The organism is Streptomyces sp. 17_S59 (genome assembly GCF_056930295.1).
In genome coordinates, this window is record NZ_JBXOWD010000001.1 from 3,427,372 (window position 1) to 3,443,376 (window position 16,005).

The 16,005-nt window shown below is 71.3% G+C and carries 15 protein-coding genes; 4 read left to right on the plus strand and 11 right to left on the minus strand.

Features of this window, described 5'->3' with window-relative positions:
- Nucleotides 1–37: 37 nt before the first annotated feature.
- The 7 genes from AC1Z4A_RS15220 to pdhA form a co-directional block, all read right to left on the minus strand.
- Nucleotides 38–568 (minus strand): hypothetical protein, encoded by a 531-nt coding sequence (locus AC1Z4A_RS15220; protein ID WP_483679304.1) that lies wholly within the window; start codon nucleotides 566–568, stop codon nucleotides 38–40.
- Nucleotides 558–1,685, minus strand: coding sequence for a hypothetical protein (locus tag AC1Z4A_RS15225; protein ID WP_483679305.1), 1,128 nt, complete (start codon nucleotides 1,683–1,685; stop codon nucleotides 558–560). Before AC1Z4A_RS15225 ends, AC1Z4A_RS15220 begins: the two co-directional genes overlap by 11 nt.
- Nucleotides 1,685–2,176, minus strand: coding sequence for a hypothetical protein (locus tag AC1Z4A_RS15230; RefSeq protein WP_483679306.1), 492 nt, complete (start codon nucleotides 2,174–2,176; stop codon nucleotides 1,685–1,687). Before AC1Z4A_RS15230 ends, AC1Z4A_RS15225 begins: the two co-directional genes overlap by 1 nt.
- Before the next feature lie 57 nt (nucleotides 2,177–2,233).
- Nucleotides 2,234–3,058: a helix-turn-helix transcriptional regulator gene (locus AC1Z4A_RS15235; RefSeq protein WP_483679307.1), complete on the minus strand. Its 825-nt coding sequence runs from the start codon at nucleotides 3,056–3,058 to the stop codon at nucleotides 2,234–2,236.
- A 191-nt stretch (nucleotides 3,059–3,249) separates the two neighbouring features.
- Nucleotides 3,250–4,701 (minus strand): dihydrolipoamide acetyltransferase family protein, encoded by a 1,452-nt coding sequence (locus AC1Z4A_RS15240; protein WP_483679308.1) that lies wholly within the window; start codon nucleotides 4,699–4,701, stop codon nucleotides 3,250–3,252.
- 21 nt (nucleotides 4,702–4,722) lie between these two features.
- Nucleotides 4,723–5,703: an alpha-ketoacid dehydrogenase subunit beta gene (locus AC1Z4A_RS15245; RefSeq protein WP_483679311.1), complete on the minus strand. Its 981-nt coding sequence runs from the start codon at nucleotides 5,701–5,703 to the stop codon at nucleotides 4,723–4,725.
- Nucleotides 5,704–5,705: 2 nt separating this feature from the next.
- Nucleotides 5,706–6,848 carry a pyruvate dehydrogenase (acetyl-transferring) E1 component subunit alpha gene (gene pdhA / locus AC1Z4A_RS15250; protein ID WP_483679312.1) on the minus strand — a complete coding sequence of 381 codons (1,143 nt, stop codon included), beginning with the start codon at nucleotides 6,846–6,848 and terminating at the stop codon, nucleotides 5,706–5,708.
- 360 nt (nucleotides 6,849–7,208) lie between these two features.
- Between pdhA and AC1Z4A_RS15255 the strand changes: the two genes are divergently transcribed.
- The 3 genes from AC1Z4A_RS15255 to AC1Z4A_RS15265 all read left to right on the plus strand — a co-directional run bounded on the left by AC1Z4A_RS15255 (nucleotide 7,209) and on the right by AC1Z4A_RS15265 (nucleotide 9,498).
- Nucleotides 7,209–7,868, plus strand: coding sequence for a response regulator (locus AC1Z4A_RS15255; RefSeq protein WP_483683604.1), 660 nt, complete (start codon nucleotides 7,209–7,211; stop codon nucleotides 7,866–7,868).
- 103 nt (nucleotides 7,869–7,971) lie between these two features.
- Nucleotides 7,972–8,442: a pyridoxamine 5'-phosphate oxidase family protein gene (locus AC1Z4A_RS15260; RefSeq protein ID WP_483679314.1), complete on the plus strand. Its 471-nt coding sequence runs from the start codon at nucleotides 7,972–7,974 to the stop codon at nucleotides 8,440–8,442.
- Between the two features lie 15 nt (nucleotides 8,443–8,457).
- Nucleotides 8,458–9,498, plus strand: coding sequence for a phosphotransferase (locus AC1Z4A_RS15265; RefSeq protein ID WP_483679316.1), 1,041 nt, complete (start codon nucleotides 8,458–8,460; stop codon nucleotides 9,496–9,498).
- Between the two features lie 72 nt (nucleotides 9,499–9,570).
- On the opposite strand, the gene AC1Z4A_RS15270 is transcribed toward AC1Z4A_RS15265, so the two are convergent.
- A complete protein-coding gene (locus AC1Z4A_RS15270) occupies nucleotides 9,571–11,187 on the minus strand; it encodes a protein kinase domain-containing protein (RefSeq protein WP_483679317.1) in 1,617 nt (538 codons plus the stop codon).
- A 334-nt stretch (nucleotides 11,188–11,521) separates the two neighbouring features.
- Here AC1Z4A_RS15270 and AC1Z4A_RS15275 point away from each other — a divergent pair, with 334 nt between their 5' ends.
- Nucleotides 11,522–13,240 carry a protein kinase domain-containing protein gene (locus AC1Z4A_RS15275; protein WP_483679318.1) on the plus strand — a complete coding sequence of 573 codons (1,719 nt, stop codon included), beginning with the start codon at nucleotides 11,522–11,524 and terminating at the stop codon, nucleotides 13,238–13,240.
- A 96-nt stretch (nucleotides 13,241–13,336) separates the two neighbouring features.
- On the opposite strand, the gene AC1Z4A_RS15280 is transcribed toward AC1Z4A_RS15275, so the two are convergent.
- The 3 genes from AC1Z4A_RS15280 to AC1Z4A_RS15290 all read right to left on the minus strand — a co-directional run bounded on the left by AC1Z4A_RS15280 (nucleotide 13,337) and on the right by AC1Z4A_RS15290 (nucleotide 15,983).
- The gene (locus AC1Z4A_RS15280) at nucleotides 13,337–13,897 is read right to left on the minus strand and encodes a bacterial proteasome activator family protein (RefSeq protein WP_483679319.1); all 561 of its coding nucleotides are present in this window, start codon (nucleotides 13,895–13,897) and stop codon (nucleotides 13,337–13,339) included.
- Between the two features lie 357 nt (nucleotides 13,898–14,254).
- Nucleotides 14,255–14,887, minus strand: coding sequence for a hypothetical protein (locus tag AC1Z4A_RS15285; RefSeq protein WP_483679321.1), 633 nt, complete (start codon nucleotides 14,885–14,887; stop codon nucleotides 14,255–14,257).
- 118 nt (nucleotides 14,888–15,005) lie between these two features.
- Nucleotides 15,006–15,983: an NAD(P)H-quinone oxidoreductase gene (locus AC1Z4A_RS15290; protein WP_483679322.1), complete on the minus strand. Its 978-nt coding sequence runs from the start codon at nucleotides 15,981–15,983 to the stop codon at nucleotides 15,006–15,008.
- Between the last annotated feature and the right edge of the window lie 22 nt (nucleotides 15,984–16,005).

A 16,005-nucleotide genomic window follows, 5' to 3' on the forward strand; every position in this document is an offset into this window, starting at 1 on the left:
CCCCGGTCCACGATCCGGGACTCCTCCTGTGGGTGCGTCAGCTGCCGGTGCGCCGCAGGACGACCTCCGGGCAGTTGTCCGGGTCGGTCTCCTGGAACAGCACCAGGTCGTCGCCGTCACGGCCGAGCGTGAAGTGCTTCAGGGGAACCGACGGGGATGCGTCCGGCGCGTCGGTGAAGTCCAGCTCCAGCCGCATGCCCTTCGCACCCGGGACCGGCGTCGTCAGCCGCCACTCGCCGGATCCGTCGAAGCGCGCCCCGCGCTTGTCGCGGTAGGACTTCTCGTAGCGCCAGTCCTTCACCGCGAACGCCCCCTTGGCGCCGTCGGTCGCCACGCCCCGGAGCCGTATCTCCATGCCGTTCGGTCCCTCGTAGGAGCCCGCGAGCTCGGAGCCGGCGACCTCGTCGGCCGGGCGCGGACACGCGACCGGCCCGGAGGCGGCCACGTAGCCCGCCACGGCGGCCACGAGGACGACCGGTGCGAGCACCAGCGAGGAGAGCAGGATCCGCCGCTTCGATCCGAACAGGAACCGGCGGACCGCCCGGAGCTTTCCGTCTTTACTTGTCATGAGGCTTGCCATGAGGGGGGATCTTCTCGGTCCAGACGACGTTCTGCGACACATTCGACCCCGGACCCGAGTCCGGGTTCAGGTTCTCCAGCCATTTCCCGTAGCCGACGTAATGCAGCAGCGACGCCACGCTCGTGGTGTTTTTGATCGAGTACTCCACGATCGTCGATCCGTCGCTGTCGGTGCCCTTCACCTCGTAGTCGAGGTTGTACGAGCCCATGAACGCCTCACCGAGCTTGGCGTCGTCGCCGGTGGCGATGGCCGGGAGGTCCTCGGTGAACAGCTTCTTCATGGCATTCCACTTGCCGCCCTTGGCAATGGAGAAGGGAATGCTGCCCGTGCCCTCGCCCTTCTGCCACTGGTCCAGGGTCTGGTTGCGGATGTCCCCCATGCTCTTGCTGTTGCGGATCAGCTCCGTCAGCTTGTCGCCGGCGGTGTAGTCCCGGTCCTTCGGGCCCTCTCCCGTGGCCCAGTCCCAGCCGATGCCGTAGGGGCTCTGGCTGTCGCGGTCGGGGTGCGGGTCCTTGTCCTTGAGGGCGAGGCCGATCGCGTTGTACTCGCCGATGCTCAGCGTGCCCGTGTGGCTGATGTCGGTCAGCTGCGGCTTGCCGTTGAACCAGGTGTCGACGCCGACGTCGGCCATCATGCTCGTCGACAGGTTCTCGTCCACGAGAATGGCCCGCTTGAGGATTTCGATGATCTCGTCCTGGGCGTGGTCGACGTTCTTCTGCGTGTCGGGACCGATCTCTCCCGTGTAGGAGACCTTTCCCTCGTTGTCCACCGAGAAGCCCTTCTGCTTCCCGATGCGGTCGACCGCGTCCTTCAGTTCCTTCTGCACGGACTTCAGCTGGCCCGCGCCGTCCTTGATCACCTTGCCGACGGCCTCCGCCACCTTGGCCGCGGACTCCACCTGGCGCTGCATGTCGTCGATCTGGGTCCAGGCGTACGGGGCCGCCGCGCCTTCCCAGTAGCCCTTGTCGCGCAGCGGCTTGAGCACCTCGTCGAGGATCCGCCCCGGAAGACCGTTGATCTTCCCGTGGACCTCTTCCCACTTCCCCGCCAGACCCTCCAGCCCGGAGAAGTCGGCCTTCATCAGCTCTTGGTAGAAGGAAGGCATCAGGAACCGCCTCCGGGATTCTTGAAGTAGTCCTTGATGCCGTGGTTGGTGCGGGAGTAGTCATTGGCGGCGAGCTGAAGGCTCTGCGCGATGTTGTCGAGCCAGGCCGCCACCGTGCCGGCCTGCTTCTCCCACTGGTGGTGCATGGTCTCCAGGGCCTTCTTCGTGGCCAGCCCGTCGAGACCGCGCTTCGCCGTCTGCGTGGGCTCCTCCAGCGACGCGGCGGGGTCGGCGAATGCCGTGCGTATCTCGCCCGCCTTTCCGGATGCGTCGGTCAGGACCTTGGGCTCGATCTTCAGGTCCGGCCTGGCCGGGCACAGGCCGGGAAGGTTCTGGCTCAGCCGCGGCGGCGCGTAGGGATCGTAGAGATTCGGGTCGAATCTGCTGAGCGTGCTCCCGGGCGCCGGAGCGAAACCCTGCTGGCCCGGACCGGCCGGCAGCAGGAACGGTTTCGGCAATTCGTGGTGCCCATGCTCGTCCTTGTCCCCCATCAGTGCCTCTCCCCGTTGGTCTGCCTCACCGAGGCTTTTCGGACTCGGGGCCCGAGGCTACCCAGGCACCCCCGCCCAGCCCTCCGCCGGGGTGATGAAGACGAACCGCAGGTCCGGGCGCTGTATGGGCAGCAGCACATGGCTGGTCACCCGCGTCTCCACATGGCCGTGGTACGGCAGGCGCAGCCGGAAGACGTGGCCGTCGCGGTGCTCCACCACGTCGTGTTCCTCGGCCCATATGCGGCGGCAGTCGGCGTCGGACTCCAGGATCTCCTGTACGAGGGAGCGGAGTTCCTCGTTGCCGGGGTTGCTGTTGGTGGCGACGCGGAGCATGGCGAGGTAGGTGCGGGCGCAGGTGTCGTCCCAGTCGAGCATCTGCTCGCGGGCCTCGGGGTGGAGGAGGGTCCAGCGCATCAGGTTGGGGCGGGGGCGGAGCACCCAGGGAAACCACTCGCCCATGAGGGAGTTGGCCGCGATGACGTTCCAGGCCACGTCGGAGAGGTAGGCCGGGTAGGAGGTCTGCTGCTCCAGCAGCGCCTTCACGCCCTGCGGCAGATCGGACCGGTCCCGGCCGGGCCCCGGGGGTCTTCGGCCGCACACGGCGAGGAAGAGCGTCAGCGTCTCGGCGTCGCTCAGCCGCAGCGCCTGCGCGACGCGCAGCAGGAAGCTCTCGGAGAAGTCCTGCCGCCGGCCCGCCTCCAGGGCGCGGTACCAGCCCTCGCTCACCCCGGTCATGCGGGCGACGTGCTTCTGCGAGAGCCGCCGGCCCGGCCGGGGGAAGACGTAGCGCAGCTCGGGCACGGTCCTGGCGTCGACCCTCGCGCGCCAGGCACGGAGCAGGCGGCTGATGGATTCGCCGTCGTGGCGATCCGCGCGATCCACCGGATCCTCCAATTCCGACACTGCAAGTGTCGGTCAATCTTAAGTAAATTGCCCAGCACGGGCCATTCCACCCGCTGTCAAGGTGGTGCCCGTAGGCCGCTCTGCACAAAGGGCAGAGGGCCCGTACAGCCGCTCTCCTCGCTGGAGGGGGGTGAGGAGAGACTGTACGGGCCCTCTGCCCTTGTCGTACGTCAGCCCCAGGTGATCAGCCGCTGGGGGTTCTCCAGCACCGCCGCGATGTCGGCCAGGACCTTCGAGCCCAGCTCGCCGTCGACGAGGCGGTGGTCGAAGGAGAGCGCCAGGGTGGTGACGTGACGCGGCTTGACCTTGCCCTTGTGCACCCACGGCTGGAGCTTGATCGCGCCGAAGGCCAGGATCGCGGACTCGCCGGGGTTGAGGATGGGCGTGCCCGTGTCCACGCCGAAGACGCCCACGTTGGTGATCGTCACCGTGCCGCCGGTCATGTCCGCCGGGCTCGTCCTCCCCTCGCGGGCGGTGGCCACCAGCCCGGCCAGCGCCTGCGACAGCTCGGGGAGCGTCTTGGCCTGGGCCTCCTTGATGTTCGGGACGATCAGTCCGCGCGGGGTGGCGGCGGCGATGCCCAGGTTCACGTAGTCCTTGCGGACGATCTCCTGGTTGGCCTCGTCCCAGGCGGCGTTGACGTCCGGGTTCCGCCTGATCGCCACGAGCAGGGCCTTGGCGACGATCAGCAGCGGGTTGACGCGCAGCCCGGCCATGTCCGGGTCGTCCTTGAGCTTCTGCACGAGCTTCATCGTGCGCGTCACGTCGACGGTGACGAACTCCGTGACGTGCGGCGCGGTGAAGGCGCTGGCCACCATGGCCTGGGCGGTGGCCTTGCGGACGCCCTTGACGGGGATGCGGGTCTCCCGTGCGGGCGCGGGCACGGGCGCCTCGGCGGCGGGCGTGACGGCGGCCGGGGCGGTCGGGGCCTCCACGGCCACCAGCGCGTTCGCCGCGGCATGGACGTCGTCGCGCGTCACGACGCCGCCCGCACCGGTGGGGGCGACCGTCGCCAGGTCGACGCCCAGGTCCTTGGCGAGCTTGCGCACGGGGGGCTTGGCCAGCGGCCGTGCGGCGGCGGGCGCGGCCGGAGCGGGCACGGCGGCCGGAGCGGGCGCCACGGGCGCCGCAGGCGCCGCCGCGGCCGGGCGGCCGTTCAGCTCGGCCTGGAGCGCGGCGGCCACGGGCGGCTTGCCCGCGGTGACGGGCGCCTTCCGCGCGCGCCGCTTCGTCGAGGACGGCGCGGCGCCGTAGCCGACCAGCACGGCCTGGCGGCCCTGCTGCTCCGGCTCGGGCTCCTCGGCGGCGGCCGGGGCCTGCGCGGCCGCGGGGGCCTGTGCCGCCGGGCCCGCCCCGGGGTCGGTGTCCACGGAGATGATCACCTGGCCGACGTCCACCGTCGTGCCCTCGGGGAAGCGCAGCTCGTGCACCACGCCGTCGAAGGGGATCGGCAGCTCCACGGCCGCCTTCGCGGTCTCGACCTCGCAGACCACCTGCCCGTCGGTGACGGTGTCGCCGGCGTTCACGTACCACTTGAGGATCTCGGCCTCGGTGAGCCCCTCGCCCACGTCGGGCATCTTGAACTCGCGGAACCGCTGGCCGGTGTTGGCGGTGCTTGTCATCGTCACGACTCTCCTCGGTCCCTAGTACGCCAGCGCGCGGTCGACGGAGTCGAGCACCCGGTCCAGGCCGGGCAGGTACTCGTCCTCCAGCCGGGACGGCGGGTAGGGCGCGTGGTAGCCGCCGACCCGCAGGACGGGGGCCTCCAGGTGGTAGAAGCAGCGCTCGGTGATCCGGGCGGCGATCTCGGCGCCCGAGCCGAAGAACACGGGGGCCTCGTGGACGACGACCAGCCGGCCGGTCTTCTCCACGGACCGCTGGATCGCGTCGAAGTCGATGGGCGAGACCGACCGCAGGTCCAGGACCTCCAGCGACTTGCCCTCTTCCGCGGCCGCCGCGGCGGCCTCCAGGCAGGTCTTGACCATCGGCCCGTACGCGACCAGCGTCAGGTCCGTGCCCTCGCGGACGGTGCGGGCGGCGTGCAGCGGGCCCGGGATCGCGGCGGTGTCGACCTCGGCGCGGTCGTGGTAGCGGCGCTTGGGCTCGAAGTAGATCACCGGGTCGTCGCTCTGGATGGCCTGCTGGAGCATCCAGTAGGCGTCGGCGGCGTTCGACGGGGAGACCACCTTCAGGCCCGCGACGTGCGCGAACAGCGCCTCGGGGGACTCGCTGTGGTGCTCGACGGCGCCGATGGCACCGCCGTAGGGGATGCGGATGACGACCGGCATCTTGACCTTGCCGAGCGCCCGGGCGTGCATCTTAGCGAGCTGGGTGACGATCTGGTCGTACGCCGGGAAGACGAAGCCGTCGAACTGGATCTCCACGACCGGCCGGTAGCCCCGCAGCGCCAGGCCGATGGCCGTGCCGACGATGCCGGACTCGGCGAGCGGGGTGTCGATGACCCGGTCCTCGCCGAAGTCCTTCTGGAGCCCGTCGGTGACCCGGAAGACGCCGCCCAGCTTGCCCACGTCCTCGCCCATGACGAGGACCTTGGGGTCGGTCTCCAGGGCGGTCCGCAGGGAGGCGTTGATCGCCTTGGCGATCGTGAGCTTCTCGATGCCCATGACTACTTGGTCTCCTCTGCGAACGAAGCCTGGTACGCGGCGAACTGTGCCCGCTCCTCGTCGACGAGCGCGTGCCCGTCGGCGTAGGTGTGCTCGAAGATCGCCATGTCGTCGGGGTCGGGCATGGTGCGCACGGTGTCCCGTACCCGCTTGGCCAGCGCGTCGCTCTCCTTCTCCAGCCCGGCGAAGAATGCCTCGTCCGCCCAGCCCTCCCGCTCCAGCAGGGTGCGCAGGCGCAGGATCGGGTCCTTGGCCTCCCACAGCTCCCGCTCCTCGTCGCGGCGGTAGCGCGTGGGGTCGTCGGAGGTGGTGTGGGCGCCCATGCGGTAGGTGAACGCCTCGATCAGCATCGGGCCCTCGCCGTTGCGGGCACGGTCCAGGGCGGCCTTGGTGACGGCCAGCACGGCCAGCACGTCGTTGCCGTCGACCCGGACGCCGGGGAAGCCGTAGCCCTGGGCGCGCTGGTAGAGGGGGACGCGGGTCTGCCGCTCGGTGGGCTCGGAGATCGCCCACTGGTTGTTCTGGCAGAAGAACACGACGGGCGCGTTGTAGACGGCCGCGAAGGTGAAGGCCTCGGCCACGTCGCCCTGGCTGGAGGCGCCGTCGCCGAAGTAGGCGATGACGGCGGAGTCCGCGCCGTCCTTGGCCACGCCCATGGCGTAGCCGGTGGCGTGCAGCGCCTGCGAGCCGATGACGATCGTGTAGAGGTGGAAGTTGTTCTCGTTGGGGTCCCAGCCGCCGTGGTTCACGCCGCGGAACATGCCCAGCAGGTTGGTGGGGTCGACCCCGCGGCACCACGCCACGCCGTGCTCGCGGTAGGTCGGGAAGACGTAGTCGTCGTCGCGGGTCGCCCGGCCGGAGCCGATCTGGGCGGCCTCCTGACCCAGCAGCGAGGCCCACAGCCCCAGTTCGCCCTGGCGCTGGAGGGTGGTCGCCTCGCCGTCGAAGCGGCGGGTCAGCACCATGTCCCGGTACAGGCCCCGCAGTTCCTCGGGCGACAGGTCGATGGAGTAGTCGGGGTGCTCGACCCGTTCGCCTTCCGGCGTCAGCAGCTGTACGAGTTCGGGCTCACCGGCTGCCTTCTTGGCGCCGGCGCGCTTGCTGCTGCGTCGCGGCTTGCGCGCGGCAGTGCTGTCCACGGTCACGTGTGCTCCTCCGTCTGTCCGGCCCCCGGGGTCGCCGGCGGCCAGAGGGGGTCCCTCCGCCGTGAGGCGGAGAGAGGCTCGCTCGATCCCCGACGGCACACGGGGTGGGTGTGCCGAGGCCGGAACCGGGCGTGACAGGTGCCCCGGCGAATGGCCTGCAATATGCACGTTACCCAGTGGGGGGCATTCCTGCGAAACCCCGCCTGACCTGCGATTTTGCTTGGATTTCCAAGTAAATCGTCAAAGCCGGGTCAATGCGGGTGCCAATCCACTGGTCAGCGCCTTGCGGGCCGCCGGAACGGGGGCACGTTATCCCGGAGGACAAGAGCAGGGGAAGAGTCGATGTGTGAGACTGGCAGCGTGCGCGAACAGGGAAAAATCACGGTATTTCTGCTCGACGACCATGAAGTCGTACGTCGCGGCGTCCACGAGTTGCTCTCCTCCGAGGCCGACATCGAAGTCGTCGGGGAGGCCGGCACCGCGGCGGATGCACTGGTCCGTATTCCCGCCACCCGGCCCGACGTCGCCGTACTGGATGTTCGTCTTCCGGATGGCAGTGGAGTCGAAGTATGCCGTGAGATCCGTTCACAGGACGAGAGCATCAAATGCCTGATGCTCACCTCCTACGCCGATGACGAAGCGCTCTTCGACGCCATCATGGCGGGCGCCGCGGGCTATGTCCTCAAGGCCATTCGCGGCAATGAGCTGCTCTCCGCGGTACGGGACGTCGCGGCCGGGAAATCCCTGCTGGACCCGGTGGCGACCGCCCGCGTGCTGGAACGGCTGCGCGCCGGAAAGGGCTCCCGTGGCGACGACCGGCTCGCCTCCCTCACCGATCAGGAGCGCCGCATCCTCGACCTGATCGGCGAGGGCCTGACCAACCGCGCCATCGGCGAGCGGCTGCACCTCGCCGAGAAGACCATCAAGAACTACGTCTCCAGCCTGCTCTCCAAGCTCGGCATGGAACGCCGCTCCCAGGCGGCGGCGTATGTGGCCCGCCTCCAGGCGGAAAAGCGCTGACCCCGGCCGTTTCGTCCTCGCCCCGATACGGAGGACTTACGTCCCTCCGATCAGGGGCGGGTGCCCCTACGTGGCCGCCCGGCCACCGTGCAGAGTGATGTCCATGCCTTCCGCTTCGCCCGCGTCCTCGACGACCGCCACGCACTCCGCGTCGTACGAGGAATTCCGAGCACTCGAACTGCTCGGCAGCACGCCCTACGGCAGGATCTCCGTGAGCCTGCGCGCGCTCCCCTTCGTCACCGTCGCCCGGCACATCGTGCGCGACGGCAAGGTGCTGCTGCGGCTGCACGGCGGCTTCGGTTACGCCCGGGCGTGCGACGGCAGCGTCGTGGCCTACGGCGCGGACAACCTCGCGGAGCGCGAGGAGGGCGACGAGTCCGTCTGGACCGTGCAATTCGTCGGCACGGCACGGACCTTCACGCCCGGCCCCGAGGAACTGGAACTCTTCGGCCGGGCCCCGCACTCGGCGGACGACACCCCCTTCGTCCCCGAATACCTGTGCATAGAACCCCAGTTCATCACCTTGCACCACCTCGAAGGCGTACCCGCGCGACGGGCCGCGCACTCTGCGTGAACTAACATTTGGGGCGTGCCGCGCTCACTTGTCACCCACGCCCCACCGGACAGCGGCACCCTGTGCTCGCTCCTGGACCGCTACGACCGCGTCGGCGAGCCCGTGACCTGCGAGACCCTGACCGAGGGGCTGCTGAACCGCGGCTACCGCCTCTCCACCACCAGGGGCCGCTTCTTCCTCAAGCACCACCTCGACGGCGACCACGAGGCCATCACCCGCCAGCACAGGGTGACCCGGCGTCTGGAGGCCATGGGCCTGCCCGTCGCCCCGCCCGTGCCGGACACGGAGGGCAACACCGTCACCGTCCTCGGCGGCCGCTGCTACGCCCTCCACCCGTGGATCGACGGGCGGCACCGCGACGGTGGCGAGCTGACCGCCGCCCAGTCCCGCCGCCTCGGCGCGCTCCTGGGCCACGTCCACACCTGCCTGGACGAGGTCATGGACGGCCCCGAGGGGGCCGCCGAGGGCCCCGGCCCGGCCCCGGACGCGGCGGCCGACCCCGAGGACACCTTCGCCCTCATCGAGGAGCTGCTGGGCATCCTGCGCCGGCGCCCCCGCGACGCCTTCGACGAGCTGGCCGAGCACCGCCTGGTGGAGCGCCGCGCGCTGCTGGAGCGGCACGCCCACCGCCGCCCGCCCGCGGCCGCCATCCCCGCCCGGGGCTGGGTGCACGGCGACTTCCACCCGCTCAACCTGCTCTACCGGGGCGGCGAGCCCGCCGCGATCGTCGACTGGGACCGGCTGGGCGTCCAGCCGCGCGCCGAGGAGGCGGTACGGGCCGCCGTGATCTTCTTCCTGCGCCCCGACGGCACGCTGGACCTCGCGAAGGTGCGCCCGTACGCCCGCGCCTACCGCACGGCGACCGGCGCGGACGCGGCGGAGCTGGGGGCGGCCGTGCACCGCGTGTGGTGGGAGCGGCTCAACGACTTCTGGATGCTGCGCTGGCGCTACCAGCTGGGCGACCACCGCGCCGACCCCGGCTTCCCGGCGTCGGCGGCGCTGTCGGTGTGGTGGACGGGCTCGTACGAGGCCGTGCGGGCCGCCTTCACGGACTGACCGGAAGGCCGCCGGAAAACGGAGCGGGGCCCGGTCCGTGACGGACCGGGCCCCGGTAGTGCAGCAGGCTTGTCAGCCGCCCGTGGTGCCCTTGGTGGTGCCGCCCTCGGAGCCGTTGACGGTGGTGCCACCGGTGGGCGGCGGGCCCTGCGTCGGCGGCTTGTTGTCGCTCGACGGCTTGCTCGTCGGGTCCGTGGAGGGCTGGGGCGGGCCCGAGGGCTCGCCCGACGGGTTCGCGGTCGGCGGCTTGGAGTGGCTGCCGCGCTTGGAGGACTCGCCGGAGGGCGTGCGCGACCAGTCGGACCCGTCACCCTCGTTGCTGTCGCTGCCCTGGTCGCCGCCCTGGCCGGCCGAGGGACCGGTGTGCTTGGACGGCGACTTGCTGGGCGTGCTGCTCGGGGTGCTGCTGGGCGCGCTGCTCTTCTGCTCGCTCTTCGGGTTGTTCTGCGAGTCCTTGGCGTTGCCGGTGTTCTTGTTGTTGAGCACGAAGTAACCGCCCAGCACGACTGCGACCACCGCGAGCACGGCGACCAGCCACAGCTTGCTCTTGCCGCCGCCGCTCCCGGCGCCGCGGCCGCCGCCGTCGAAGCCACCGTCGTTCCGGCGGGGCGGCAGGATCGGCTGCTGCGAGGTGGAGCCGTGCTGCGGGTGCGGCATGGCCGTGGTGGCGCCCATGCCCGCCCCCATGCCGCCGATGACCTGGGTGGCAGCGGTGGCGTGGTCGATCGGGCCGGTGTCCCACTGGCCGGTGTGGCTGCCCGCGTCGTGCAGCATCTGGAGCGCGTACTGGACCAGCCCGCGCATCTCCTCGGCGCTCTGGAACCGGTCGTCCGGGTCCTTGGCCAGGGAGCGCATCACCAGCCCGTCCAGCTCCGGCGGGACGTTCTCCCGCACCTGGGACGGCGGCACGGCGATGTCCTGGACGTGCTGGTAGACGACCGAGAGCGGCGTCTCACCGGTGAACGGCGGGCGCAGCGCCAGCAGTTCGTAGAGCAGGCAGCCGGTCGCGTAGAGGTCGGAACGGGCGTCCACGGTCTTGCCGAGGGCCTGCTCCGGGGAGAGGTACTGCGGGGTGCCCATGACCATGCCGGTCTGGGTCATGGTGGACGCCGCGCCGTGCAGGGCGCGGGCGATGCCGAAGTCCATGACCTTGACGGCGCCCGTGTTGGTGATGATCACGTTCGCGGGCTTGATGTCGCGGTGCACGATGCCGTGCTGGTGGCTGTAGGCCAGCGCCTCCAGCACCCCGGAGACGATGATCAGGGCCTGCTCGGGCGGCGGTGCCTCGGCGTTGAGCAGCAGATCGCGGATGGTGCGGCCCTCGACCAGCTCCATCACGATGTACGGCACGACGTTGCGGCCGACGGTGTCCTCGCCGGAGTCGTAGACGGCGACCACGGCGTGGTGGTTCAGGCCGGCCACGGACTGTGCCTCGCGGGTGAAGCGGGCCTTGGAGACCGGGTCCTCGGCGAGGTCGGCTCTCAGCAGCTTCACGGCGACCGTGCGCCCCAGGCGCACGTCCTCGGCGGCGAAGACCTCGGCCATGCCGCCGCGGCCCAGCCGGTGGGTCAGGCGGTAGCGGCCGTCTCCGACCAGACCGCCGTTACCCCACATTTCCGGCACATCGGGCATACCGCCCCCGTTGGCGTCAGGGTCGGATGGACCCTGGGCGCTCTGCGTCTGTGCCATCAGTCCTCGCCGTCGTGTCTGGCCGCTTCGCGTGGGGGGCGTTGCGCGGGGTAACTCGAGAAAGCTGTCTTCCTCTAGGGCACGCTACAGGCTTTGCACCGCGCCCCGGTCCGGGATGGACCGGCTATCAAACCCGTACCGGTACGAGCAAGGCAAATCCCGTGACGGCTTGTCGCGCATCCGGTCACGGAACGGGCACGCGGCTTGACGTGCCCCGGACCTGGGGCAGACTTGGCCGGGATACGACGAAGAACAGCTGGATCAGAGCGATGAGCCGGACCGGCTGCGAGCTGGATCAGTACGCCAGGCAGTGCGCCGAGGGGGAAGCAACACGATGAGCCAGGACGGCGCACAGGGCCGCTACACGGGACGATCGGTCGGCGGCGGCCGCTACCAGCTGCGCGACCTGCTCGGCGAGGGCGGCATGGCCTCCGTGCACCTGGCCCACGACACGGTCCTCGACCGGCACGTCGCGATCAAGACCCTGCACACCGAGCTGGGCCGCGAGGCGTCCTTCCGCGAGCGGTTCCGCCGCGAGGCCCAGTCCGTGGCCAAGCTCACCCACACCAACATCGTCTCCGTCTTCGACACCGGCGAGGACGAGATAGACGGCTCGACGATGCCGTACATCGTCATGGAGTACGTCGAGGGCCGCCCGCTGCGCTCGGTGCTGGACGAGGACGTCGCCCGGTACGGCGCGATGCCCGCCGACAAGGCGCTCAAGATCACGGCGGACGTGCTGGCCGCGCTCGAGGTCAGCCACGAGATGGGCCTGGTCCACCGCGACATCAAGCCCGGCAACGTGATGATGACCAAGCGCGGCGTGGTCAAGGTCATGGACTTCGGCATCGCCCGCGCCATGCAGTCCGGCGTCACCTCGATGACCCAGACCGGCATGGTCGTCGGCACCCCGCAGTACCTCTCGCCGGAGCAGGCGCTGGGCCGCGGCGTGGACGCCCGGTCCGACCTGTACTCGGTCGGCATCATGCTCTTCGAGCTGCTCACCGGCCGGCTGCCGTTCGACGCGGACTCGCCGCTGGCCATCGCCTACGCGCACGTCCAGGAGGAGCCGGTCGCGCCCTCCACGATCAACCGCTCGATCCCGCCGGCCGTCGACGCGCTGGTGGCCCGGGCGCTGAAGAAGAACCCGAACGAGCGCTTCCCGAGCGCCGAGGCCATGCGCGACGAGTGCGCACGGGTGGCCTCCACGGCGCAGGCCGCGCCCGCGCCCACCATCGTCGCGGGCGCGCCGATGCCGAGCAACGGCGCCGGAGTGGGCTCGACCGTCTTCCCGCCCCTGGACGGCTCCCAGGCGCACGCGCCGGGCCCCCAGGGCATCCAGACGCCCTACCAGCCCCAGCAGACCGTCCAGAGCCCGTACAACGGCGGTTACGGGCCCTCCACGCCGCCGCCCGGCCCGGTGGGCTACCAGACCCCGCCCCCGCCCCCGGCCTACCAGAGCGGCCCGAGCACCCCGCCGTACGCCACGCCCGCGGCCGGCTCCGGCGGGTCCGGCGGGTCCGGCGGCAAGGGCAACAAGCCGGTGCTGATCGGCTCGGCCGTCGTCGCCGTGCTGGCCGTCATCGGCGTCATAGCCGCGATCGCCCTCAACGGCGGCTCCTCGAACGACAAGGCCGACAACAAGCCCTCCACGCCCCCTGCCACGGCCAACCCGGGTGGCGGCGGAGCGGTCACCTCCGGCGGCACGGGCGACGGCAGCGCGGGCGGCACGGGCGGCTCGGGCACGAAGGCCAAGCACAAGGACGGCGACAAGTCGAAGACCATCGACAAGGAGAAGTGCACCAAGGCCTACGACGTCTACAACGACAAGACGAAGAAGAGCGCGCCCGACTTCCGCTACATGTACGTCGACTCCGTGAAGGAGTGCCTCCAGGCCGCGGGCTGGAAGTACCGGATCGACCCGGTGAGCGAGAACACCTGGGGCCAGGGCACGGTGATGAGCCAGACCCCGGACGCGAACGACCCGTTCGACCCGAAGTCGCCGAGCCAGATGTTCGTCCTGACGGTGTCGACGGGCGACCCGGCCTCGTAATCGGATTGACAGCGGAAAGGCCTGTTGCCCCCACCGGAAGCGGGGGCAACAGGCCTTTCCGTTCTGTCGTACGTGGCCGTACGGGGCCGTGCGGGCCTACAGGTACGGACCCGAGCGCGCTCCGCCGTGCTGGTGGCCCTCGCCCTCGTCGTCACCCATCACGCCGGCCGGCAGCGCCCGGCGCATCTGCTCCAACTGGGCCCGGGCGGCCATCTGCTGGGCGAACAGCGTGGTCTGGATGCCGTGGAAGAGCCCTTCCAGCCACCCGACCAACTGGGCCTGTGCGATGCGCAGTTCGGCCTCGGTGGGCACCGTCTCGTCGGTGAAGGGCAGGGAGAGACGCTCCAGCTCCTCCACCAGCTCGGGCGCGAGGCCGTCCTCCAGCTCCCTGACGGAGCTGTGGTGGATCTCCTTGAGCCGGACCCGGCTCGCCTCGTCGAGGGGAGCCGCCCTCACTTCCTCGAGCAGCTGCTTGATCATGCTGCCGATGCGCATGACCTTGGCGGGCTGTTCCACCATCTCCGTCACCGGGACCTCGCGCGGCTCATCCTCGCCCTCCCCGCCGCCGGGGCTGGCGCTGCCGAGAGCCATGCCGTCCGGCCCTACGACCAGGATGTGCGGGCTCTCCTGCGACCGTTCATTCCTCGGCATATCCATGCCGCCATTCTCTCGCACAAGTGATTTCCCCCCGTTGATGCCCCCGTACACGCCTGATCCACCCCAGGGGGCGCACGAAGCGCGGGGGAGCGCACAACCGCCCCGGAACGGGCCGTTTCCTTCCCCACCCCGCCCCTTCCCGAGACTGGGGCTGCGCCCCAGACCCCATGAGAGAACTGGGGGCTTCGCCCCCAGGCCCCCGTTCCGGGGGGCAATTTCAGCCCCTCCGGCGTTTGAGGAGCGGGGGTCCGGGGGCGGAGCCCCCGAGCCTTGCCCCCGCGCGGAGCGCGAGGGCCGGGGGGGCCGGGGGCTTGCCCCCGGTTTCGGGAAGGGGCGGGATCGGGGAAAGAACCCCACTCACCGCCGCCGCAACCGCAACGCAAAGAACCCCAGCCCCAACCCCGTCAACGCCATCCCCGTCCCCAGCGGAAGCACACGCATCACCCGCCCCGAACCCCCCACCGCCCGCCGCGCCGCCCCCCGCCGCCCCGGCACCGGCACCGCCGCAGCCCCGCCGAGCCCGGGCCGCGGCCCACGGGAGGAAACCGGCGGCGTCCCCTCGGCCCCGTACGGCCCGTACGGCCTGTCCGCCTCCTCCGACCCGTCCGCCTCCTCCCCCGCACCGTCATCCCGCGGCACCGGCCCGCCCGGCGGCCGCCGAGGCCCCCGCGGCTTGGCCCCCGGCCGGGGCCCGTCCGCCGGGGCGGCCCCCGCGGACGGCGGCTCCGCGTCCCGTCCCGGGTGCCTGCGGCCCTCCCCGGCCACGGTCCCGGCGAGCTGCCCGGCGCCCGGCGAGGGCGGCAGGGAGGGGAACACCGTCGTGGAGGTGGTCGCCGCGACCGGCGGCGGCGGGCCCGGCGGCGTGGGCCCCGGCTCCTCGGCCCGCGCCGCCGGCCAGGGCGCCATCAGCACGGTCACCACCGCCGCCAGCGCCGATCCGCCCAGAGACCCACCGCCGCCCATGTCGTCGCCATCCTCCGCAAGAGTCACCCCCCACGGACACCCCAACCCTCACACGCGCCCCGCCCCGAAGCGCGCTGAGCGGCCGGAAGAGTGACCCGGCACAACCTCGGCACGACGCAGAGAGCCCTCGGAACGCAGAGAGCCCTCAGGTGGTCAGCAGCACCTTCCCCACATGCGTGCTGTCCTCCACCACCCGGTGCGCAGCCGCCGCCTCCGTCATCGGCAGGGTGCGGTCGACCACCGCCCGCACCCGCCCGCCGGCGATCAGCGGCCAGACGTGCTCCCGCACGGCGGCCACGATCGCCGCCTTCTCCGCGGACGACCGGGAGCGCAGCGTGGTCGCCGTGACCGCGCCCCGCTTCGCGAGCAGCTTGCCCAGGTCCAGCTCGCCCTTGCGCCCGCCCTGGAGGCCGATGACGGCGAGGCGGCCGTTGACGGCCAGGGCGTCGATGTTCCGGTCGAGGTACTTCGCCCCGACGATGTCGAGGATGACGTCCGCCCCGATGCCGCCCGTCACCTTGTGCAGTTCCTCGACGAAGTCCTGCCGGCGGTAGTCGATGAGGATGTCCGCGCCCAGCTCGCGGCAGCGCTCCAGCTTCTCCGGGCCGCCCGCCGTGACCGCGACCCGCGCGCCCACCGCCTTCGCCAGCTGCACGGCCATGGTGCCGATCCCGCTGCCGCCGCCGTGCACCAGGAACGTCTCCCCCGGCCGCAGGTGGGCGATCATGAACACGTTCGACCAGACGGTGGCGGTGACTTCGGGCAGCGCGGCCGCAGAGACCAGGTCCATGCCGTCGGGCACGGGCAGCAGCTGCCCGGTCGGCACGCAGACCTTCTCCGCGTACCCGCCGCCGCTCAGCAGTGCGCACACCTCGTCGCCCACCGCCCAGCCGCTCACCCCGGGCCCGAGCGCCGCGATCCGGCCGGAGACCTCCAGCCCCGGGTAGGGCGAGGCGCCGGGCGGCGGGTCGTAGAAGCCCTGCCGTTGCAGCAGGTCGGCGCGGTTGACGCCGCTGGCCGCGACCTCGACGAGGACCTCTCCGCTGCCGGGGACGGGGTCGGCGACCTCGGCCCACACCAGGGCCTCGGGTCCGCCGGGTACGGGAATGGTGATCGCATGCATGCCAGCGAAACTACCCCCGGGA

Excerpts from the sequence above, each read along its gene's own strand:
- AC1Z4A_RS15220 (WP_483679304.1), bottom strand. The coding sequence starts at position 568 with ATGACAAGTAAAGACGGAAAGCTCCGGGCGGTCCGCCGGTTCCTGTTC.
- AC1Z4A_RS15225 (WP_483679305.1), bottom strand. The coding sequence starts at position 1,685 with ATGCCTTCCTTCTACCAAGAGCTGATGAAGGCCGACTTCTCCGGGCTG.
- AC1Z4A_RS15230 (WP_483679306.1), bottom strand. The coding sequence starts at position 2,176 with ATGGGGGACAAGGACGAGCATGGGCACCACGAATTGCCGAAACCGTTC.
- AC1Z4A_RS15240 (WP_483679308.1), bottom strand. The coding sequence starts at position 4,701 with ATGACAAGCACCGCCAACACCGGCCAGCGGTTCCGCGAGTTCAAGATG.
- AC1Z4A_RS15245 (WP_483679311.1), bottom strand. The coding sequence starts at position 5,703 with ATGGGCATCGAGAAGCTCACGATCGCCAAGGCGATCAACGCCTCCCTG.
- AC1Z4A_RS15260 (WP_483679314.1), top strand. The coding sequence starts at position 7,972 with ATGCCTTCCGCTTCGCCCGCGTCCTCGACGACCGCCACGCACTCCGCG.
- AC1Z4A_RS15270 (WP_483679317.1), bottom strand. The coding sequence starts at position 11,187 with ATGGCACAGACGCAGAGCGCCCAGGGTCCATCCGACCCTGACGCCAAC.
- AC1Z4A_RS15275 (WP_483679318.1), top strand. The coding sequence starts at position 11,522 with ATGAGCCAGGACGGCGCACAGGGCCGCTACACGGGACGATCGGTCGGC.
- AC1Z4A_RS15280 (WP_483679319.1), bottom strand. The coding sequence starts at position 13,897 with ATGGATATGCCGAGGAATGAACGGTCGCAGGAGAGCCCGCACATCCTG.
- AC1Z4A_RS15290 (WP_483679322.1), bottom strand. The coding sequence starts at position 15,983 with ATGCATGCGATCACCATTCCCGTACCCGGCGGACCCGAGGCCCTGGTG.